The organism is Enterobacter sp. UPMP701 (assembly GCF_053709515.1).
On record NZ_JBSKJN010000002.1, the window covers coordinates 236,832 to 256,902 of the forward strand.

Below are 20,071 nucleotides of genomic sequence, written 5' to 3' on the forward strand. Positions count from 1 at the left end.
CTCTGTTCCTCAGCCCCGGGCGCGTTCAGCAAGCCACAGGCGCAACTGTTTCTTATCAACTTTGCCGACCGGCGTGAGCGGAAGTGCATCCACGCTCTCCACGCGGTCCGGCAGCTTAAATTCGGCGACGCCCTGCTCGCGCAGGAAGCGGCGCACCTCCACCGCGCGCAGGGGCTGCTTCACCACCAGGTACGCACAGCTTTTTTCGCCCAGCAGGCTGTCCTCCATACTCACCAGCGCGGCATGGATCACCGCCTCATGGCGCAGCAGCAGGTTTTCGATCTCTTCGGCGGCTATTTTCTCGCCGCCGCGGTTGATCTGATCTTTCTCGCGCCCCTGCACGGTGATGTACCCCTGCTCGTCGATGGCGATCAGATCGCCGGAGCAGTAAAAGCCGTCGGCGTCGAAGGCGCTGGCGTTGTGCTCCGGGCTGTTGAAATAGCCACGGAAGGTGTAGGGGCCGCGCGTCATCAGACGCCCGACCTCCCCGCGCGGCAGCGGGTTACCCTGTTCATCCGCGACCCACACTTCATCGTCCGGGCACATCGGGCGACCCTGGGTGTTGATGATGCGTTCCGGCGCGTCGTCGAGCGCGGTGTAGTTCACCAACCCTTCCGCCATGCCGAACACCTGTTGCAGCTGGCAGCCAATTTCAGCCGGAATGCGCGCCGCGAGCGTGGCGGAAAGGCGCGCACCGCCCACCTGGAGCAGCCTGAGGGATTTAAGCTGCGCGTTCCCCGCGCCGTCGGCAATCGCCTGCAACCACAGGCTGACCGCGGGCGGCACCAGCGAGGTGACGTTTATCTGATGCTGTTCAATCAGCGGGAAGCAGAGCGTGGCGCTCGGATCGTTCGCCAGCACCACGCAGCCGCCCGCCGTGAAAACGCCTAACGATCCCGGCGAGCTCATGGCGTAGTTATGCGCCGCGGGAAGCGCGTTCAGATAACGGGTGTGCGCAGTGATACCGCAGATTTCGTTGCTGCGACGGATGCTGTAGTCGTAGTCGTTGTGCGTACGCGGGATCAGCTTCGGCGTGCCGGTGCTGCCGCCGGAGAGCTGGAAGAACGCCACTTCGTCGGCGGGCGTCGGGTTCGGGATGAAATTGTCCGCCGGGCGTGCAATCGCCGCCTCCAGCGCGTGTTCGCCCTTATCGCCGCGTAGCAGCACAACGCGTACCGAGCGATGCGCATCCACAAAGGTATTGAGAAAATCATCACCCGCGAACAGCGTGTGGTCGCGGTCGGCAATCAGCACGGCGGGTTTGATCTGCTCCGCGTAGGCGTTGAGTTCGCTGCGCTGATGGCTAAAGAGCGCGTTGACCGGTGCGACGCCGATTTGCAGCAGCGCGAAGAAGGTGATGTAGAACTCGGCCACGTTGCCGAGCTGCACCAGCGCGGTCTCGCCGCGGTGCAGCCCCTGCGCCTGAAGGGCGGACGCCAGGTTATTCACCGACTGATGAAAAGCGCGGTAGGTGATGCGGCGATCGCCGTCAATTATCGCGACCGCATCGTTGTCCGCATGGTCCGTCAGGATGTGGGTCAGCGGCCGATCCTGCCAGTAGCCTTTTTCACGGTAGCGGCGGGCAAAATCCTCAGGCCAGCGGGTAAAGGGAATGGTCATGAGTCTTCCTTAGTGCAGTCCGAACACGTTGAGCATGGTGGAGAGCTTCACGCCCGTCTCGCGCCACTCGCCCACCGGGGAGGACGCAGGCACAATGCCCGCGCCGGCAAACAGGCGAACGGTATTTTGATGCAGCCGCGCGCAGCGGATAGTTACCACCCACTCGCCGTTACCTTCGCTGTCGCACCAGCCGACAATGCCGCCGAACAGCTCACGATCGAACGGCTCCAGCTCGGCAATCAGCTCTTTTGCCGCCTGATGCGGGAAGCCGCTCAGCGCTGGTGTCGGGTGCAGCAGGCAGGCCAGCGTTAGGGCGTTTTCGTTTTCGCGCGCGTCACCCTCAACCGGCGTCGCCAGGTGCCACAGCGTCGGGGTAGTGATGAGCTGCGGGGAAGCCGGCATGCTCAGATGATGGCTGCGCGGTTGCAGAATGGTTTTCATCGCCTGGGTTACCAGGTCGTGCTCGTGACGGTCTTTTTCGGAGGCCAGCAGCTTAGTGCCCGCTTCGCGATCCAGCACATCGTCCGGCTGACGGCGCGCGGAGCCTGCCAGCGGCAGCGAACTAAAATGCGCACCCTCTTTACGCAACAGCAGTTCCGGGCTGGCGCCCAGCAGCACGCCGCCGTCTTCCAGCGGTACGTGAAAGTTAAAGCTCGCCGGGTTCTGGGCGATAAGACGCTCCATCAGCGCGCTGCTATTAATCTGTTTGTCGGTGGCGATATCAATCAGGCGCGACAGCACCACCTTATTCACCTGCGGCGTGGCGGTGAGCGACGCGGCGCGAGCGACCATCTCCTCGAAAACCGGCTGCGGCGGGATCTCGGTGCGCTGTTGCACGTTCAGCGTCTGCGCGCCGGAGGCGTAGCGTGCGGACTGCTGACGCGCCGGGCGAGAGAAGGTTTGCCAGCGTTGCGGAATAAACAGCGATGACGGTTTACGGGTATCGAAGGGGATCGCCCCTACCATCACCGGATGGGCAATGCCGCTGGCTTTCGCATTCCGGAAAGCCTGGGCTAATTTCTGCTGAAAAGGACCCGCCGGATCGTCTCCGCCGACGGCGGGTTCAGAAAAACGGGCAAAACAGCCGGACGTGGTAAAACTGCGGTAAGGCGACATAAAGAAAAAGCTGTCTGATTGCAGCGTGGTCGCGGTGTGCTGAACTTCCTCAGCCAGGGACGTGTCCATATCATCCTCCTTAAAATGATAAAAGAAGCAATAATGATTATCATTTATATTTTCGTCGGCTAACCTAATCCCACATCGCCCCGCTGTCAACCGTCGGGCAACTAACTTGTGCGACAAACGCTTGCATCCCCTCCCCACAACCATGAAAATGAGAAGCATTATCTTCAATAAAATCAGGATGCCGCTCTGTGAAAATCGCTGCCGTTTGCCGCAATGCCCTTCTTTTAACAGGACTTTTTGTTTTAGGACTAACCTCATCGGTCGCCGCCGACTGGCCGCGCCAGGTCACCGACAGCCGCGGCGTTCACACGCTTGAGAGCAAACCGACGCGCATTGTTTCCACCAGCGTGACCTTAACCGGCTCGCTGCTGGCGATTGACGCGCCGGTCATTGCCAGCGGTGCGACCACGCCGAACAACCGCGTGGCGGATGCGCAGGGCTTTTTACGTCAGTGGGGCGATATCGCGAAGCAGCGTAAGGTTGCCCGGCTGTACATCGGCGAGCCGAGCGCCGAAGCAGCCGCGGCCCAGATGCCGGACCTGATTTTGATCAGCGCCACCGGCGGGGATTCCGCGCTGGCGCTCTACGACCAGCTCTCCGCCATCGCCCCGACGCTTATCATTAACTACGACGACAAAAGCTGGCAGGAGCTGCTGACCCAGTTGGGGACGATCACCGGGCAGGAAACACAGGCCGCAGAGCGCATCGCTGCCTTTGATAAACAGCTGGCCCAGGTGAAACAGCAGATGAAACTACCACCGCAGCCGGTGAACGCCATTGTCTATACCGCCGCGGCGCACAGCGCCAACCTGTGGACCGCGGAATCCGCGCAGGGCAAGCTGCTGCACCAGTTGGGCTTTACGCTGGCCGACCTTCCCGCCGGGCTGCACACCTCGCAAAGCCAGGGCAAACGCCACGACATTATCCAGCTGGGAGGGGAAAACCTGGCGACGGGGCTGAACGGTGAAGGACTGTTTGTGTTTGCGGGCGACCAGAAAGATGTGGACGCGATTTACGCCAATCCGCTGCTGGCCCATCTGCCGTCGGTGAAAAACAAACGGGTTTGGGCATTGGGAACCGAGACGTTCCGCCTGGATTATTACAGCGCAATGCTGGTGTTAGACAGATTGAATACGTTGTTTAAGTAGGCATTTTCCCTCCCTCTCCCTGTGGGAGAGGGCCGGGGTGAGGTGAGGGCATCAGGCCGCACCGTCGTTCAACACACTCTCCTGCCTGAACCGCCGCAGTTCTACCAGCGCCACTAACAAAATCATGCCCACCATCGCTAACGCAAACCCGCTGCTGCTCGCCGAGGCCACCGGGGTCATTATCGCCCCCAGCCCACCGAGGATCGCCGCGCCGATTGCATCGCCCGTAACGTTCTGCGCCGTCCACAGGCCGTTAATACGCCCAAGCATTCCTTCCGGCGTCTGGGTCTGGATCAGGGTGTACTGCAAAAGCGAACTGATAGCGCTCAGCCAGCCGAAAATCACCAGGCACAGCACCCCGAGCGCCCACACCGGCATCAGGCTGAAGAAGCCAATGGCAATAAACGAGGCCAGCGTGGCAAGCAGCATAATCAACCCCGGACGCGCGCTCTGCGCCAGGTTGCCGCTGGTCAGCGCCCCACACGCGGCGCCGAGCGGAATGGCGGCGTACAGTACGCCAATCTCCGAGGCGCTCATCTGCCACTCGCCCGCCAGAGCCGGGTAGAGCACGCGCACCGCGCTTGCCATCGTCAGCAGGCCGCCGAGCAGCGCAATGCCGCCAATCAGCGGGTTGCTGAACAGGAAACGAATCGCGGCCATCAGCGATTTCAGCGGATGCTCACGCGGCTGCGGCGGAGGCGGCAGGAGCGGCAGTCGCAGCAGCGTCAGGGTGGTGATAAAGGTCCCCGCCGCGGCCAGCCCGTAGTTCCACGCCACGTTGCCGGTCGCCAGCAGCAGGCCGCCGACCATCGGCGAAATCACCGATCCCAGACGCACGGTGAGCATGGTAATCGCCCCCGCCTGCATCAGGTTCTCGCGCCCGACCAGCGCGGGCGTCGCCGCCAGCAGCGCCGTCACGCCCAGCGAGGCAAAGAAACCGTCCCACAGGCCAAGCGCGTAAATGGCCATCAGCGACGGCTCCGGCAGCATGGCGTTCAGACACAGCCCGACAAAGCCCACCCCGCAGGTGCCGCGCGCCAGCAGGATCAGTTTTTTACGCTCGTAGCGGTCCGCCAGCACGCCGCCCACCATCAGGCCGATAAACATCGCCCCGCCGGTTAAGGTGACGGATAACCCCACCAGCCAGCTGGAGTGGGTCATGGTCTGGATCTGTACCGGCACGGCGACCCCGAGCAGGCCGAGGGATAAAATGGAGATAAAGCGGGCGATAAAAACGGCGCGATACGCCGGGTGCGTTTTCAGCAGGCTGAGGTTGAGCAGCCAGGATTTTTGATTCATGACAAGGCCTTGAGGTATCGGTCTACCATTTCCATGGGCGCACATGCTAACATAGCCAAATAAGATAGATAACGATAATTACTATCATTATCACATCATGGACGTTGCTATGTCGTTTTCCTCTTCCGCGGTGCGCGCCGTAGCCGTGCCCGTTTTATTGCTGCTGTTGATCCTTGCGATTGCACTCAGTTTGCTGGTTGGCGCGAAGCCGCTGCCCGCGTCCGTTATCGTTGATGCGCTCTCCGGCACCTGTCAGAGCGCCGACTGCACCATCGTGCTCGACGCCCGCCTGCCCCGCACCCTTGCCGGACTGCTGGCCGGTGGCGCGCTCGGCCTTGCCGGTGCCCTGATGCAAACCCTCACCCGTAACCCGCTGGCGGACCCCGGCATTCTCGGCGTGAACAGCGGTGCCAGTTTTGCCATCGTGCTCGGCGCGGCGCTGTTCGGGTTGACGTCGCCCTCTGAACAGCTGGCGATGGCCTTCTGCGGCGCGCTGGCCGCCTCGCTGGTGGTGGCGTTTACCGGCAGCCAGGGCGGTGGACAGCTCAGCCCGGTACGCTTAACCCTGGCGGGCGTGGCGCTCGCGGCGGTGCTGGAAGGCTTGTCCAACGGCATCGCCCTGCTCAACCCGGACGTGTATGACCAGCTGCGCTTCTGGCAGGCCGGTTCGCTGGATATCCGTACCCTTGATACCTTAAAAGTGGTGGTGATCCCGGCGAGCGTTGCTGCCGCGGTGGCGCTGTGTTTAAGCCGGGCGCTCAACAGCCTGAGCCTCGGCAGCGACACCGCGACCGCCCTCGGCAACCGCGTGGCGCGCACGCAGCTGACGGGCCTGCTTGTCATCACCGTGCTGTGCGGCAGCGCGACTGCCGTAGTCGGGCCGATTGCCTTTATCGGCCTGATGATGCCGCACATGGCGCGCTGGCTGGTGGGGGCGGATCACCGCTGGTCGCTGCCGGTCACGCTGCTGGCGACCCCTGCCCTGCTGCTGTTTGCCGACGTACTGGGCCGCCTGCTGGTGCCGGGTGAACTGCGCGTCTCGGTGGTCAGCGCCTTTATCGGCGCGCCGGTGCTGATCTTCCTGGTACGACGCAGGGCGGGAGGTGGCGCATGATGGCTCCATCCCGCCGTTTAGTCACCAGCGTCGCCCTGCTGGTCGTCGCCAGTCTGCTGCTGGCGGTCTGGAGCCTGCGCAGCGGCGCGGTGACGCTCGATTTTTCTCAGGTGTTTAACGCCCTGCTCGGCAGCGCGCCGCGCAACATCACCATGGTGGTGACGGAGTGGCGACTGCCACGCGTGGCGATGGCGATTCTGGTCGGCGCGGCGCTCGGGGTGAGCGGTGCGATATTCCAGTCGCTGATGCGCAACCCGCTGGGCAGCCCGGACGTGATGGGCCTGAATACCGGCGCGTGGAGCGGCGTGCTGGTAGCGATGGTGCTGTTCGGGCAGCATCTGACGGCCATTACCTTTACGGCGATGGCAGGCGGCATTCTGACCTCGCTGCTTATCTGGGCGCTGGCCTGGCGCAACGGCATCGACACCTTCCGCCTGATCATCATCGGCATCGGCATCCGCGCCATGTTGATGGCCTTTAATACCTGGCTTTTGTTGCAGGCGTCGCTGGAAACTGCGCTCTCCGCCGGGCTGTGGTACTCCGGTTCCCTCAACGGCCTGACGTGGGGCAAAACCTGGCCCGCAGCACCGCTGATAGTGCTGATGTTTATCGGCGCGCTGCTGCTGGTGCGGCGCATGCGCCTGCTGGAGATGGGCGACGACAGCGCCTGCGCGCTGGGCGTGAGCGTAGAGCGCTCGCGCCTGCTGCTGATGCTGGTCGCCGTACTGCTGACCGCTGCCTCTACCGCTATCGCCGGGCCAATCTCGTTTATTGCCCTCGTGGCCCCGCATATTACCCGACGCCTTAGCGGCACCGCGCGCTGGGGATTAACTCAGGCGGCGCTGTGCGGCGCGCTGTTACTGCTGGCCGCCGATCTCTGCGCCCAGCGGCTGTTTATGCCTTATCAACTGCCTGTGGGCGTAGTGACCGTCAGCCTCGGCGGGATTTACCTCATCGTCTTGCTCGTTCAGGAGTCACGCAAGAAATGACAGATTCAACCACCCGCTTGCGCGGCGAAAACCTCACCCTTGGCTACGGCAAAAAAATCATTGCCCGTGACTTATCCGTCGCCATTCCGGACGGCCACTTCACCGCGATTATCGGGCCAAACGGCTGCGGCAAATCGACACTGCTGCGCACGCTGAGCCGCCTGATGACGCCGGTTGAGGGCAGCGTGTTCCTCGACGGGGAGCAGATCCAGCGCTTCGCCAGCAAAGAAGTGGCGCGCCGAATTGGTCTGCTGGCGCAAAACGCCACCACGCCGGGGGATATTACCGTGCAGGAGCTGGTCTCGCGCGGGCGCTACCCGCACCAGCCGCTGTTTACCCGCTGGCGCAAAGAGGACGACGAGGCCGTGAAGCGTGCGATGCAGGCGACGGGCATTACCGATCTCGCCCGGCAAAGCGTCGATACGCTCTCCGGCGGACAGCGCCAGCGCGCGTGGATCGCGATGGTGCTGGCGCAGGAAACCTCGATCATGCTGCTGGACGAGCCGACGACCTGGCTCGATATCAGCCATCAGATTGACCTGCTGGAGTTGCTGAGCGAGCTGAACCGCACACAGGGGTATACCCTGGCGGCGGTGCTGCACGACTTAAACCAGGCGTGCCGCTACGCGACGCATCTGATTGCCTTGCGCGACGGCGAGATTGTGGCGCAGGGCGCGCCGAAAGAGATTGTGACGCCGGAGTTTATCGCGCGGATCTACGGCATGCGCTGCATGATTATTGACGATCCGGTGGCGGGCACGCCGCTGGTGGTGCCGTTAGGCAAGCGTGCGGTCTGATGTCCCCTCACCCTGACCCTCTCCCCAAAGGGGAGAGGGGGACGATTACACCCTCTCCCCTTTGGGGAGAGGGCTGGGGTGAGGGGCTGTTAACGTTACCCCAAAATCTCCCTCAACATCGGCCCAATCTTTTCAAACGCCTGCGGTGAAATAATATCCACGTGGGCGCAGTCCTGGCTGTACACCTCCAGCTCACCCACCCACGGCGCCCACGCGGCCTGCGGATCCAGGGTTCGCGTTCGCTCGGCAACAAACAGCGTCGCTTTACCGTCAAACCGCGCGCTGTGCGCCGTGGTGAGCAGCCGCACCGCGTCCGCATAGTTGCCTTCAATGGCGTTAAACAACTCGCTGGAGCCCTGCCCCTGCTGGGCGGCAATAAACGCCTGACGTTCCCGCTCGATCTCCGCCAGCACCTCCGGATCGAGGCCGTTGGCCTCTTTCTCCGACCAGTTCTGGGTTTCCGGCGGCCAGGTATCCAGCAGGCCGAGGAACGCCACCGCTTCACCCTGCTCGCGCAGGCGCGCCGCAATACCCTGCGCCAGCGTGCCGCCGAGGGAATAGCCGAACAGATAATACGGCCCCTGCGGCTGCTGCTTACGCAACGTCTTCAGATGATGCTCGATCACCGCATCGAGATCCGCACACTGCTGCATCGGCCCCTCAGGTCGGGGAGACTGAATGCCGATGATTGACCAGCGCGGGCTGAGGTAGCGCGCCAGGACGCTAAACTGCCAGGCAAAGCCGGACGCCGGATGGAAGCAGAACAGCGTGGGGCCGTTGCTTTCACGCAGCGGGAGAACGGTTTCATACCCCAGACGCTGCGCCTGCTCGTCGCTCATCTGCGAGTCCAGCAGGGCGCTAAGCTTGCTCACCGTCGAGGCGACCATAATCTGCCCCGGCGTGACCTTGCGGCTGAACGCACGGCTGAGCTGAGCCGCAAGGCGCATCGCCAGCAGCGAGTGGCCGCCGAGGGCAAAGAAATCGGCCTCGATATCGTTCACCACGCAGCCCAGCAGGGTAGAAAACGCCTGCGCCACGGTGACTTCGGTTTGCGTCTCGGGCGCGCGACCGGAAGTTTTGCTGGTCAGCTCCGGCAGCGGCAGCGCCTTGCGATCCAGTTTGCCGTTGGCGCTTAACGGCAGCGCGCTGATTTGCAGCAGCACCACCGGCACCATATGCGGCGGCAGCTGGGCTTTGAGTGATGCAAGCAGCGCGTCGCGATCCAGCGGTAAGCCGGATTCAGAGACAACGTATCCCACCAGTTGGCGGGCATCGCCGCCCGTGGCAGCCGCCTGGTTGAACACGCAGGCGTGCGCCACCGCCTGGGCCACATCCGGCAACGCGAGCATCGCCCGGTCGATTTCGCCCAGCTCGATGCGCTGGCCGCGGATTTTCAGCTGATCGTCGCTGCGGCCCAGATATTCCACCGCGCCGTTGTCCAGCCAGCGGGCAACGTCCCCGGTGCGGTACATTCGCTCGCCGGGGGCAAACGGGTCGGCGATAAAGCGGCTGGCAGTAAGGTCGGGGCGTCCCAGATACCCCTGCGCCAGCTGAATGCCGGTGAGATAGAGATCCCCCGCCACGCCGAACGGCACCGGGCGCATCATCGCGTCCAGAATGCGCAGCCCCGTATTCCACACCGGGAAGCCGATAGGCACGCTGTTGCCTTCCACCGCCGCCAGCTCGGGGCCGTACGCCGGATACCAGCTGACGTCCACCGCCGCTTCGGTCGGGCCATAGAGGTTGTGCAGCGGCGCATGGGTGAGCTGTTCCCACTCGCGACACAGCGCAGTCGGCAGCGCTTCGCCGCTACAGAACACCTGCTTAAGGGTTTTGCAGCACACAGCGTTTTCCGGGGTCAGAGAGGCGACAAAGGCCGCCAGCATCGACGGCACGAAGTGGGTGGTGGTTACGCCATATTCTGCGAAGAAGCCCTGCATCGCCTGCGGATCGCGGTGCGCGTCCGGCTCGGCCATCACCAGCTTCGCGCCGGCGATAAACGGCCACCAGAACTCCCACACCGACACGTCAAAGCTGCACGGTGTTTTCTGCGCCACCACGTCTGATGCGTCCAGCGGATAATGATCCTGCATCCACTTCAGGCGGTTCACGATGGCGGTATGGCCGACCATCACCCCTTTCGGACGTCCCGTCGAACCGGAGGTAAAGATGATGTACGCGGTCTGCTCCGGCGTCGCCAGGCGCAGAGGTTCAGCATCGGTGGCCGGTAATAGTGTGTTGTAACTAAAAGTGGCGATCGGCAGATCGTTAAAGCGCGGAAGCTGCTCGTCGGTGGTAATGAGCAGCGACGGCTTCGCGTCCTCCAGCATCATCCGCAGACGGTCATCCGGGTAACCGGTATCCAGCGGCAGCCAGGCGGCGCCTGCTTCAACAATCCCGTGCAGCGCCAGGGTCAGGAACACCGAGCGCGGGAGCGCCACCGCCACGCTGTCGCCCGGCTTCACGCCGCGCGCGCGCAGCAGGTTTGCCAGCGCGACCACCTGCCCGCGCATCTGGCGGTAGTTCAGTTCAGTATGAGCATCCGCCAGCGCGGGGGCGTCCGGCGTTTTGCTCGCCTGCTCCGCCACAAGATCCGCCAGCGTGGTGGACGGCAGCGCCAGCCCGGTATCGTTGATGCGCGCCAGCCGGGCGTACTCCTGCTCTGATACGGTTTCCACGTCGCCACAGCGCAGGTTCGGGTTGGCGGCAAACTGCGTCAGCATCGCGTCCAGGCGCGCCGCGTGACGCTTCAGCGTCGCGGCATCGTAACGCTGCCCGTTGGCGAGGATCTCAATGCTCAGTCCGCCCTGCTCGTCCGGGAACAGCGCCAGCTCCAGATCGTTCACCGGGCCGGTTGCCAGCGTGTGGGTCATGGCCTCCACGCCGTCGATATTCAGCTGATAATCGAACACCTTGACGTTCAGCACCGGGCCAAACAGGGCTTCATCGCCTGCGGCACGTCCGCTGTCGCGCACGATCTGCTCGGCGTCGTAACGCTGATGGCGGCGCATCTTTTTCAGCTGGTTCGCCAGGCGCAGCGCCAGCGCCGGCAGGCTCTCCTGCGGGTTAATATTCACCGCCAGCGGCAGGACATTGAGCACCGGCCCGGTCGCGGTCAGCGCGGCGGAGCCCATGCGGCGCATAAAGATAAACCCGGCGGCGTAGTCCAGCCGTCCGGTCAGGCGGCCCAGCCACAGCGCCACCAGCGCAAGGGCCAGATCGGTACGCTGCGCCTGCCCTGCCGCCTGCGCCAGCTGGCTGAAGGCGCGGCCGTCCATCGCAATTTTCAGGCGCAGGATGTCGGTGGTGGCGGCGCGTCCCGGTAGCGGCGCGGAAGAGAGCGAGACCGGAGAAGGCAACTGCTTGCGCTGTTCGGCCCAGAAGGCACCGTCGCGCTGATACGCCTCGCTGTCGCGATAGCGCTGATACTCCTCCACCACCTCGGCAAACGGCGTAAATGGGGAGGCAGGCGTCGGTTCACCCTTTTTCCACGCGGCGTAAATGGCGGCGATCTGACGGGTAATGGCCGGAAAACTGAAGCCATCTACCACCAGATGATGGTACCGCTGATACCAGTACCAGTGGCTTTCTCCCACCTGAATCAGCTGGTGAAACGCCAGCGGCTGACCGCTGTCGACGCGCAGGTTCTGGTTGAGATCGGCCTCCATCAGCGCCACGGCGGCGTCGTGGCAGTCAACGCGCACGATGGACGGCTCCGGCAGGAGCATGGCCTCATCGATCCACTGCCACACCTCACCGTTATCTTCGGCAAAACGCATCCGCAGGGTGTCGGCCTGCATCATGCCTTCAGCGATGGCTTTTGCCAGCAATGGCGCATCGATAGCGCCTTTCAGTTCGGTGTAGTGCGCGACGCTCCAGGCGTTTGGCAGGGAGGAAAGCTGCTCTGCCATCCAGATCCCCGGCTGGGCGGCGACAAGAGGGAGACGGTTCATGCGCGCTCCCCCGCAAAATAAGACGGCTCAAGCGTCTGCCACTGTTCCGCCAGCCACTGCTGGCATGCCTCCTGAGATTGCGGTTCGCAGACCACGCGCCAGCCCGCGGGCAACTTGCACTGCTGCGGCCACAGGCTGTACTGCCCCTGGTCATTTTGCAAAATGGCGAACTGTCCCTGCGGATTATCGAAAGGATTGCTGAATTCCATACAGACTCCGTTATTGAATAAGCGGCTGCCAGAGGGTCATCAGCCCCTGCGTCAGCCCACCGCGCCAGCAAAGCGCATCGTGTCCGCCGTCAACCTGACGCCAGAAAACCGGCTGCTGCGTGTGTAGTTCGGCGAGGATCGCCTGGTTTGCGCGCAAAATAAGCGGCTCGTTGCGCCCGGCCTCAAGGACGATGCGCAGCCCGCGAGCGGTTTTGTCACCCGCTTTGAGTTGTTCGATGAGCAGCCCGTCCTGCTGCGCGCCGCGGTGCGGCCACCAGTAGGATCCGGACTGGCTGAGGATGCAGCCAAAACGCTGCGGCCAGTTGAGGCCAGCGTATAGCGAAGAGAGTCCGCCGAAGCTCTGGCCCGCCACCACGGTATGGTCGGCGCGGTCGCTGAACGGGGCAATGCTTTTCACCAGCGGGAGAAGTTCGTCCTGCACCGCCAGCCAGAAATCAGGGTTACACGGCAGCTCGCGGCTGCGGTGTGCGGTGTCAATCACGTCGATTAAGACATAGACCGCAGGCGGCAGTTTGCCTTCATGGGTGAGCGACGCCAGCGCAGGCCAGACGGGCATGCTTTCGGCCCAGAACTGCCCGTCGAGCAGCACCGCCAGCGGGCGCTCGGGGCTTTCATCCCCGGTGGTAAAAACCCACACGCGGCGACGGTTCTTCAGACGCGCGCTGTGCCACTCAATGCAGACAGGCTTTTTGTAAGGGGTATCGGGATGGTTCCAGCCGGGCTGTACGGGCGCCTCCGGCATCTCCAGCGCCGAGACGGCGTGCCCGCGCCCGCCGCGCCAGCTCTGGGCATTCAGCGGGTCGGACACCGCGTGCGGCAACAGTTTGCGCCAGCCTTCGCGCAGCGCCATGCGGTCCGGCTGATCGCCTTCAAACACTGCGCTGGCAAAATCGTTTTCATTGTTGGAGGGGATAAAACAATAGCTGCCGCGCCATTCCGGGCTGAACTCGCCCTGCCACTGCCAGACGTCGGTATCCGGGATACGTTCAAGGGACTGCGGACGGGCATTCTGATGGTGATCGGTCACGCCGGTGACGTAGAGCCAGACGCGTTTAACCGTCGACATTTTCTGCGTTCCCGCCGGGTCCCGCCACCAGAATGTCACGCGATAGTTTTCCTGATGACGTTCCCGTTCCGGCCCGTCTTTCGCCTGCCACCACGCTTCACTTCCGGTTGTTAACGCCGTCACCCTTATAACCCCATGTTTAACAGTCTTTTTTGTTTCAGAGCAAATTTTATTGATAATATTATTGATAACTATTTGCATTTGCAATAGCGTAATGCCCGCGCTGTGGGAAGCGCGCTCATTAAATAACCATAAAAGCGGGACGTACAATGAATAAGAAGATTCACTCTCTGGCCTTGCTGGTCAATTTAGGGATTTATGGTGTCGCGCTGCCCGTCATGGCAGACGACAACACCGCCTCCGCGCAGCATGAAGACACCATGGTGATCACCGCAGCCGAGCAGAATTTGCAGGCGCCGGGCGTGTCGACCATCACCGCCGACGAGATCCGCAAAAACCCGCCCGCGCGCGACGTGGCGGAAATCATCCGCACCATGCCGGGCGTTAACCTGACCGGCAACTCCACCAGCGGCCAGCGCGGGAATAACCGTCAGATTGACATTCGCGGCATGGGCCCGGAAAACACCCTGATCCTGATCGACGGCAAGCCTGTCACCAGCCGCAACTCCATCCGTCTGGGCTGGCGCGGCGAGCGTGATACCCGCGGCGATACCGGCTGGGTCCCGCCGGAGATGATCGAGCGCATCGAAGTGATCCGTGGCCCGGCTGCTGCCCGCTACGGTAATGGTGCGGCGGGCGGCGTGGTGAACATCATCACCAAAAAATTTGACGACCAGTGGCACGGCTCCTGGAACACCTACCTGAATGCGCCAGAGCATAAAGACGAAGGTTCCACCAGGCGCACTAACTTCAGCCTGAGCGGCCCGCTGGGCGGGGATTTCAGCTTCCGCATGTACGGTAACCTGGATAAAACTCAGGCCGACGCCTGGGACATTAACCAGGGCCATCAGTCTGACCGTACCGGTGCCTACGCCAACACCCTGCCTGCGGGCCGTGAGGGTGTGGAAAACAAAGACATCAACGGCGTGGTGCGCTGGGACTTCGCGCCGATGCAGTCCCTGGAGTTTGAGGCGGGCTACAGCCGCCAGAACAACCTGTATGCGGGTGACACGCAGAACACCAACAACGACAACGCGCTGGTGAAGAAGAACTACGGTAAAGAGACTAACCGTATCTATCGTCAGAACTTCGCCGTGACCTGGAACGGCGGCTGGGATAACGGCATCACCACCAGCAACTGGGCGCAGTACGAGCACACCCGCAACTCCCGCCTGGGCGAAGGGCTGGCGGGCGGTCTGGAAGGCCTGTTCAACAGCAATAAATTCACCGATACCGACCTGGCCGACGTGATGCTGCACAGCGAAATCAACCTGCCGATTGATTTCATTGTGAACCAGAACCTGACGCTCGGCACCGAGTGGAACCAGCAGCGGATGAAGGATTCCACCTCCTTCACGCAAACCCAACAGGGGGGCACCATTCCGGGCATGAGCGAAGACCGTAGCCCGTACACCTCAGCGGAAATCTTCTCCCTGTTCGCCGAAAACAACATGGAGCTGACCGACAGCACCATGCTGACCCCTGCCCTGCGCTTCGATCACCACACTATTGTCGGCAATAACTGGAGCCCGTCCCTGAACCTGTCGCAAGGTCTGGGGGATGACTTCACCCTGAAGATGGGCATCGCGCGCGCCTATAAAGCGCCAAGCCTGTATCAGACCAACCCGAACTACCTGCTGTACAGCAAAGGCCAGGGCTGCTACGCCAGTTCCGACGGCGTGGGCTGCTACATGATGGGTAACGACGATCTGAAAGCGGAAACCAGCATCAACAAAGAGATCGGACTGGAGTGGAAACGCGACGGCTGGCTGGCGGGCGTGACCTGGTTCCGCAACGACTACCGCAACAAGATTGAAGCGGGCTACGCGCCGATTGGCCAGACGTCCACTGGCAAAGTCACCACCGATATCTACCAGTGGGAAAACGTGCCGAAGGCGGTGGTTGAAGGTCTGGAAGGCTCCCTGAACGTGCCGGTCAGCGACACTATCAACTGGACCAACAACATCACCTATATGCTGCAAAGCAAGAACAAGGAGACCGGCGATCGTCTGTCGATCATCCCGGAGTACACGCTGAACTCCACCCTGAGCTGGCAGGTACGTCAGGATGTCTCATTGCAGTCGACCTTCACCTGGCACGGCAAGCAGCAGCCGAAGAAGTACAACTACAAAGGTCAGCCGGTGACCGGGTCTGAGAAAGACGAAGTCAGCCCGTACAGCATCGTTGGCCTGAGCGCGACCTGGGACGTGACCAAAAACGTCAGCCTGACCGGCGGCGTGGACAACGTCTTCGACAAGCGCCAGTGGCGCGCGGGTAATGCCCAGACGACCGGAAATGCCACCACCGGTGCGTATATGTACGGTGCGGGTGCGTATACGTATAATGAACCGGGTCGCACCTGGTACATGAGCGTGAATACGCGTTTTTAAGGCACTGAAGTCAATCCTTCCCTCTCCCCTCTGGGGAGAGGGTCAGGGTGAGGGGAAAACCATGCACACCACCCACAGCACATTTTCTCTCGCCGGCCACACCCTCCACCGCATCACTTTCGACCCCGCCACCTTTACCGACGCCGATCTCCTCTGGCTCCCCCACCACGCACAGCTCGCTGACGCAGGACGCAAACGCAAGGCCGACCACCTCGCAGGCCGCATCGCCGCCGCGCACGCATTAAACGATCGTACTGTTCCCGCCATCGGCCCCAGCGGGGAACCGCTCTGGCCGAAGGGCGTTTCCGGCAGCATCACCCACAGCGGCACGCAGGCGATGGCCGTCGTCACGCAATACCCGGCGCTTATCGGCATCGATTGCGAAGCGGTCCTGCCTGAAAATGAAGCCAGAGAAATCAAAGAGGGCATTATTGATGAGCAGGAAGAGCGTACGCTTTCCCGCTCTGGATACCCGTTCGCCCTCGCCCTGACGCTGGCGTTCAGCGCCAAAGAGAGCCTGTTCAAGGCCCTCTTTCCACAGGTGCAGGCTTACATGGGTTTTGACAGCGCCCGCGTAACGGTGCTCGACGCACAGACGATTACGCTGGCATTGACCCGTCAACAGGCTGGCTTTAACGAAGGCACTGCCTTCACCCTGCACTGGCTGCAGCACGGCGAGCAGGCGATCACCCTGCTGTCGCACCCTCCTGCCGACGGGCCTTCACGCTGGTCACCCCAAACGTCACGATAAACACCACTGCGAACAGCACCACAATGGTCGGCGCGGGCGCGCTGTCGAGATAAAACGAGGCATACACGCCGCTTACCGACACGAGGGCTGAAACGGCGACCGCCACCAGCAGCGCCATGTGAAAGCGTCGGGTAATCAGCACCGCCACCGCGCCGGGCGCAATCAGCAGGGAAATCGACAGAATAATCCCCACCGCTTTCAGCGTTGCCACAATGGTCAGCGAGACCATACACAGTAAGCCGTAGTGCAGCCAGCGGGTACGCAGCCCGCTCGCCTGCGCCTGCTGATAGTCAAAGCAGAACAGCAGAAAGTCGCGCCACTTCAGGCCAATCACCAGCGCAATCAGCCCCGCCACGATGCCACTTTGCAGAATGTCCATCCCGTTAATGCCCAGCATATCGCCGAACAGAATGTGATCGAGATGAACCTCGGGTTTGACGGCGATATAGAGGATCAGCCCGGCGCCGAACATGCCGGAAAAGACGATCCCCATGACCGTATCCTGCTTGATGCGGCTGTTATCCTTCAGGTATCCGGTGGCGACCGCGCAGAACAGACCGGCCACGAATGCACCCAGCGCCAGCGGCAGGCCCATCATCCAGGCCAGCACGACGCCGGGAAACACCGCGTGGCTCATGGCGTCGCCCATCAGCGCCCAGCCTTTCAGCACCAGAAAAACAGACAGCAGCGCGCAGGGCACGGCCACCAGGAGTGAAATCAACAGCGCGTTGTTCATAAACGCAAACTGGAAGGGTTCGAGAAGCAGCGTCAACATGGGTGTGCCTCCCGCGCCCGACGACGGCTGGCAAGCAGTCCGTGCTTCGGCGCAAAGACGAACGCCAGCAGGAACAGCAGCGTCTGGGCGACCACGATAATGCCGCCGGTGGCGCCGTCCAGGTAATAGCTGGCCCACGCGCCGAGGAAGCTGGTGATGCTGCCAATGGCGACGGCAATCATCAGCAGGCGCGGGAAACGGTCGGTCAGCAGCCACGCGGTCGCGCCGGGCGTGACCACCAGACAGATCACCAGAAATGCGCCGACGGTTTGCAGCGCCGCCACGGTAGAGACCGCCAGCAGCGTGAAGAAGAGAATTTTCAGGCGTTCAGGACGCAGGCCGATGGCGCGGGCGTGGTTCTCATCAAAAAAGGTCACCATCAGATCTTTCCATTTGAACAGCAGGATAACTATCGACACCACGCCGATAATCGCCAGCTGGACGATATCTTCCGGGGCGATAGCCAGAATATTGCCGAGGACGATGGTCTGAATGTTCACCGAGGTCGGGTTGAGCGAGACCATAAACAGCCCCAGCCCGAAAAACGAGGAGAAGATCAGCCCGATAATGGCGTCCTCCTTCAGACGGCTGCGCTGGTTGAGAAACAGCATGCTGCCCGCCGCCAGCCCGCCCGATAAAAACGCCCCCAGCGAGAACGGCAGCCCGAGCATGTAAGCACCCGCCACGCCTGGCACGATGGAGTGCGACAGCGCATCGCCGATCAGCGACCAGCCTTTGAGCATCAGATAGCAGGAGAGAAACGCGCACAGCCCGCCTACCATCGCCGAGACCCACATCGCGTTGAGCATGTACTCGTAGCCGAAGGGTTCGAGAAGCGCGTTCATTTGGCCTCCTGTCGGTGCGTCACGAAGGGGCGCTCGTCGTCGGTAATAATGCGATCTTCCGAACCGCTGAGCACCACGTGGCGCAGCACGCCGCTGAAGGCGTGCTCAAGATTTTCGGCGGTGAAGGTGGTTTCCGTCGGGCCGCTCGCCAGCACGGTGCCTTTGACCATCACCGTGTAATCGCAGAATTCCGTGACCGAGCCCAGATTGTGCGTCGAGACCAGCATGGTTTTACCCTCGTCGCGCAGCTCCCGCAGCAAGCTGATGATCCTGGCTTCGGTTTTGACGTCCACGCCGGTAAACGGCTCGTCGAGCAGGATCACTTCGCCCTGCTGGGCAATCGCCCGCGCCAGAAACACGCGCTTCTTCTGCCCGCCGGACAGTTCGCCAATCTGCCGATGGCGCAGCCCGAGCATATCCACGCGCTTCAGGGCATCGGTGACGATCTGCTTATCGCATTCTTTGGGACGACGCAGAAACCCCATGTGTCCGTAGCGCCCCATCATCACCACGTCCTCGACGAGCACCGGAAACGACCAGTCGACCTCTTCCGACTGCGGCACGTAGGCGACCAGGTTCTGACGCAGCGCCCGGTGAGGCGGTAGTCCGAGAATGGAGATAGTGCCGCTCGCCGCCCGCACAAACCCCATCACCGCCTTGAACAACGTGGACTTGCCGGAACCGTTCACCCCCACCAGGGCGGCAATCGATCCGCCCGGCACGCTGAACGACGCGTCGCGCAGCGCCGTGTGGCCGTTGCGGTAGGTCACGGTCACGTCGGTTACAACAATCCCCTTCTGCATGGTTACTCCTTCATCCCGTCGCGGATGCCCTGCACCAGCGTGCGGGTGGTGACGTTCAGCAGATCGATATAGGTTGGCACCGGGCCGTTTTCCGCGCTCAGAGAGTCGACGTACAGCACGCCGCCATAGTGGGCGCCGGTTTCACGCGCCACCTGACGGGCGGGCTTATCCGAGACCGTGCTTTCGCTAAACACCGCCGGAATGTGATGTTTTTTCACCAGATCGATAACCTTGCGCACCTGCTGGGGCGTGCCCTGCTGATCGGCGTTGATCGGCCACAGGTAAAGCTCCTTCAGGCCCAAATCCCGCGCCAGATAGGAGAACGCCCCTTCGCTGGTTACCATCCAGCGTTTGTCTTCCGGGATTTCCGCGACCTGCTTACGCAGCGGTTCGAGAGTAGCGGTGATCGTCTGCTTGTAGGCTTCCGCGTTGCGCTGGTAGGTCTGGGCGTTGGCCGGATCGTACTTCACCAGCGCGTCGCGGATGTTATCGACATAAATCAGGGCGTTGTCCGGCGACATCCACGCGTGCGGGTTGGGCTTGCCGTTATACGGCCCTTCGCTGATCCCCATCGGGGTGATGCCTTTGGTGACAATCACCTCCGGCACGCCGTTCAGGTGCTGATAAAAACGCTGGAACCACAGTTCCAGATTCATGCCGTTAGCCAGGATCAGCTGCGCCTTCTGCGCGCGTTTGATATCACCCGGCGTAGGCTGGTACTCGTGGATTTCCGCGCCCGGTTTAGTGATGGAGGTGACGTCTGCGGCATCCCCCGCCACGTTTTTCGCCATATCAGCGATAACGGTAAAGGTGGTGATGACCTGAAACTTTTCAGCCGCCAGCGCGCCCGTGGTGGTCGCGGTCATGAGCAGCGCGCCGAGCAACAGACGCTTCAATCCTTGCCGTGGATGCATCGCAGAAGTCTCCTGAGGTGATTAAATTCAAAGCGAAATTAGCCTGTGCTATAAGGTATAGCACAGGCTATA

At 62.1% G+C, this 20,071-nt stretch carries 16 protein-coding genes; 6 read left to right on the forward strand and 10 right to left on the reverse strand.

Features of this window, described 5'->3' with window-relative positions; genetic code table 11:
• Positions 1-9: 9 nt before the first annotated feature.
• Both entE and entC read right to left on the reverse strand, forming a co-directional pair.
• Positions 10-1,620 carry a (2,3-dihydroxybenzoyl)adenylate synthase EntE gene (gene entE / locus ACWKXT_RS06685; protein WP_454532004.1) on the reverse strand — a complete coding sequence of 537 codons (1,611 nt, stop codon included), beginning with the start codon at positions 1,618-1,620 and terminating at the stop codon, positions 10-12.
• Positions 1,621-1,629: 9 nt separating this feature from the next.
• Positions 1,630-2,805 carry an isochorismate synthase EntC gene (entC, locus tag ACWKXT_RS06690; protein ID WP_454532005.1) on the reverse strand — a complete coding sequence of 392 codons (1,176 nt, stop codon included), beginning with the start codon at positions 2,803-2,805 and terminating at the stop codon, positions 1,630-1,632.
• A gap of 188 nt (positions 2,806-2,993) precedes the next feature.
• Here entC and fepB point away from each other — a divergent pair, with 188 nt between their 5' ends.
• The gene (fepB, locus tag ACWKXT_RS06695) at positions 2,994-3,953 is read left to right on the forward strand and encodes a Fe2+-enterobactin ABC transporter substrate-binding protein (protein WP_454532006.1); all 960 of its coding nucleotides are present in this window, start codon (positions 2,994-2,996) and stop codon (positions 3,951-3,953) included.
• A gap of 51 nt (positions 3,954-4,004) precedes the next feature.
• On the opposite strand, the gene entS is transcribed toward fepB, so the two are convergent.
• On the reverse strand, positions 4,005-5,252 hold the full coding sequence (gene entS / locus ACWKXT_RS06700) for an enterobactin transporter EntS (protein WP_454532007.1): 1,248 nt from the start codon (positions 5,250-5,252) through the stop codon (positions 4,005-4,007).
• Positions 5,253-5,361: 109 nt separating this feature from the next.
• On the opposite strand from entS, the gene fepD reads away from it, so the two are divergent.
• From fepD to fepC, 3 genes are read left to right on the forward strand one after another with little or no spacing between them, the layout of a single operon-like run.
• The gene (gene fepD, locus ACWKXT_RS06705) at positions 5,362-6,366 is read left to right on the forward strand and encodes a Fe(3+)-siderophore ABC transporter permease (RefSeq protein ID WP_454527926.1); all 1,005 of its coding nucleotides are present in this window, start codon (positions 5,362-5,364) and stop codon (positions 6,364-6,366) included.
• Positions 6,363-7,355: an iron-enterobactin ABC transporter permease gene (gene fepG / locus ACWKXT_RS06710; RefSeq protein WP_454532008.1), complete on the forward strand. Its 993-nt coding sequence runs from the start codon at positions 6,363-6,365 to the stop codon at positions 7,353-7,355. Before fepD ends, fepG begins: the two co-directional genes overlap by 4 nt.
• Positions 7,352-8,152, forward strand: coding sequence for an iron-enterobactin ABC transporter ATP-binding protein (gene fepC / locus ACWKXT_RS06715; RefSeq protein ID WP_454532009.1), 801 nt, complete (start codon positions 7,352-7,354; stop codon positions 8,150-8,152). The genes fepG and fepC overlap by 4 nt, the downstream gene beginning before the upstream one ends.
• 95 nt (positions 8,153-8,247) lie before the next feature.
• Here the strand turns inward: fepC and entF are convergent, their stop codons facing one another.
• The 3 genes from entF to fes are packed head-to-tail and all read right to left on the reverse strand — an operon-like array spanning position 8,248 to position 13,524.
• Positions 8,248-12,105 carry an enterobactin non-ribosomal peptide synthetase EntF gene (gene entF / locus ACWKXT_RS06720; protein ID WP_454532010.1) on the reverse strand — a complete coding sequence of 1,286 codons (3,858 nt, stop codon included), beginning with the start codon at positions 12,103-12,105 and terminating at the stop codon, positions 8,248-8,250.
• Positions 12,102-12,314, reverse strand: a complete 213-nt coding sequence (locus ACWKXT_RS06725) for an MbtH family protein (protein WP_454532011.1) — start codon at positions 12,312-12,314, stop codon at positions 12,102-12,104. Before ACWKXT_RS06725 ends, entF begins: the two co-directional genes overlap by 4 nt.
• Positions 12,315-12,324: 10 nt before the next feature.
• Positions 12,325-13,524, reverse strand: coding sequence for an enterochelin esterase (gene fes / locus ACWKXT_RS06730; RefSeq protein ID WP_454532012.1), 1,200 nt, complete (start codon positions 13,522-13,524; stop codon positions 12,325-12,327).
• A 146-nt stretch (positions 13,525-13,670) separates the two neighbouring features.
• Between fes and ACWKXT_RS06735 the strand changes: the two genes are divergently transcribed.
• On the forward strand, positions 13,671-15,911 hold the full coding sequence (locus tag ACWKXT_RS06735) for a TonB-dependent siderophore receptor (protein WP_454532013.1): 2,241 nt from the start codon (positions 13,671-13,673) through the stop codon (positions 15,909-15,911).
• A 61-nt stretch (positions 15,912-15,972) separates the two neighbouring features.
• Positions 15,973-16,662 carry an enterobactin synthase subunit EntD gene (gene entD / locus ACWKXT_RS06740; RefSeq protein WP_454532014.1) on the forward strand — a complete coding sequence of 230 codons (690 nt, stop codon included), beginning with the start codon at positions 15,973-15,975 and terminating at the stop codon, positions 16,660-16,662.
• Here the strand turns inward: entD and ACWKXT_RS06745 are convergent.
• The 4 genes from ACWKXT_RS06745 to ACWKXT_RS06760 are packed head-to-tail and all read right to left on the reverse strand — an operon-like array spanning position 16,598 to position 19,999.
• The gene (locus tag ACWKXT_RS06745) at positions 16,598-17,437 is read right to left on the reverse strand and encodes a metal ABC transporter permease (protein WP_454527934.1); all 840 of its coding nucleotides are present in this window, start codon (positions 17,435-17,437) and stop codon (positions 16,598-16,600) included. The genes entD and ACWKXT_RS06745 overlap by 65 nt on opposite strands.
• Positions 17,431-18,282 (reverse strand): iron chelate uptake ABC transporter family permease subunit, encoded by an 852-nt coding sequence (gene sitC / locus ACWKXT_RS06750; RefSeq protein ID WP_213813025.1) that lies wholly within the window; start codon positions 18,280-18,282, stop codon positions 17,431-17,433. The genes ACWKXT_RS06745 and sitC overlap by 7 nt, the downstream gene beginning before the upstream one ends.
• On the reverse strand, positions 18,279-19,085 hold the full coding sequence (gene sitB / locus ACWKXT_RS06755) for an iron/manganese ABC transporter ATP-binding protein SitB (RefSeq protein WP_454532015.1): 807 nt from the start codon (positions 19,083-19,085) through the stop codon (positions 18,279-18,281). Before sitB ends, sitC begins: the two co-directional genes overlap by 4 nt.
• A 2-nt stretch (positions 19,086-19,087) precedes the next feature.
• Entirely contained in the window at positions 19,088-19,999 is a 912-nt protein-coding gene (locus tag ACWKXT_RS06760; protein ID WP_454532016.1) for a metal ABC transporter substrate-binding protein, read from the reverse strand.
• Between the last annotated feature and the right edge of the window lie 72 nt (positions 20,000-20,071).

Bases quoted from the DNA above. Each gene is read 5' to 3' on its own strand.
- entD (WP_454532014.1), top strand. From the start codon at position 15,973: ATGCACACCACCCACAGCACATTTTCTCTCGCCGGCCACACCCTCCAC.
- ACWKXT_RS06760 (WP_454532016.1), bottom strand. From the start codon at position 19,999: ATGCATCCACGGCAAGGATTGAAGCGTCTGTTGCTCGGCGCGCTGCTC.
- ACWKXT_RS06725 (WP_454532011.1), bottom strand. From the start codon at position 12,314: ATGGAATTCAGCAATCCTTTCGATAATCCGCAGGGACAGTTCGCCATT.
- ACWKXT_RS06735 (WP_454532013.1), top strand. From the start codon at position 13,671: ATGAATAAGAAGATTCACTCTCTGGCCTTGCTGGTCAATTTAGGGATT.
- fepG (WP_454532008.1), top strand. From the start codon at position 6,363: ATGATGGCTCCATCCCGCCGTTTAGTCACCAGCGTCGCCCTGCTGGTC.
- entF (WP_454532010.1), bottom strand. From the start codon at position 12,105: ATGAACCGTCTCCCTCTTGTCGCCGCCCAGCCGGGGATCTGGATGGCA.
- entS (WP_454532007.1), bottom strand. From the start codon at position 5,252: ATGAATCAAAAATCCTGGCTGCTCAACCTCAGCCTGCTGAAAACGCAC.
- fepC (WP_454532009.1), top strand. From the start codon at position 7,352: ATGACAGATTCAACCACCCGCTTGCGCGGCGAAAACCTCACCCTTGGC.
- sitB (WP_454532015.1), bottom strand. From the start codon at position 19,085: ATGCAGAAGGGGATTGTTGTAACCGACGTGACCGTGACCTACCGCAAC.
- entE (WP_454532004.1), bottom strand. From the start codon at position 1,620: ATGACCATTCCCTTTACCCGCTGGCCTGAGGATTTTGCCCGCCGCTAC.
- fepD (WP_454527926.1), top strand. From the start codon at position 5,362: ATGTCGTTTTCCTCTTCCGCGGTGCGCGCCGTAGCCGTGCCCGTTTTA.
- entC (WP_454532005.1), bottom strand. From the start codon at position 2,805: ATGGACACGTCCCTGGCTGAGGAAGTTCAGCACACCGCGACCACGCTG.
- sitC (WP_213813025.1), bottom strand. From the start codon at position 18,282: ATGAACGCGCTTCTCGAACCCTTCGGCTACGAGTACATGCTCAACGCG.
- ACWKXT_RS06745 (WP_454527934.1), bottom strand. From the start codon at position 17,437: ATGTTGACGCTGCTTCTCGAACCCTTCCAGTTTGCGTTTATGAACAAC.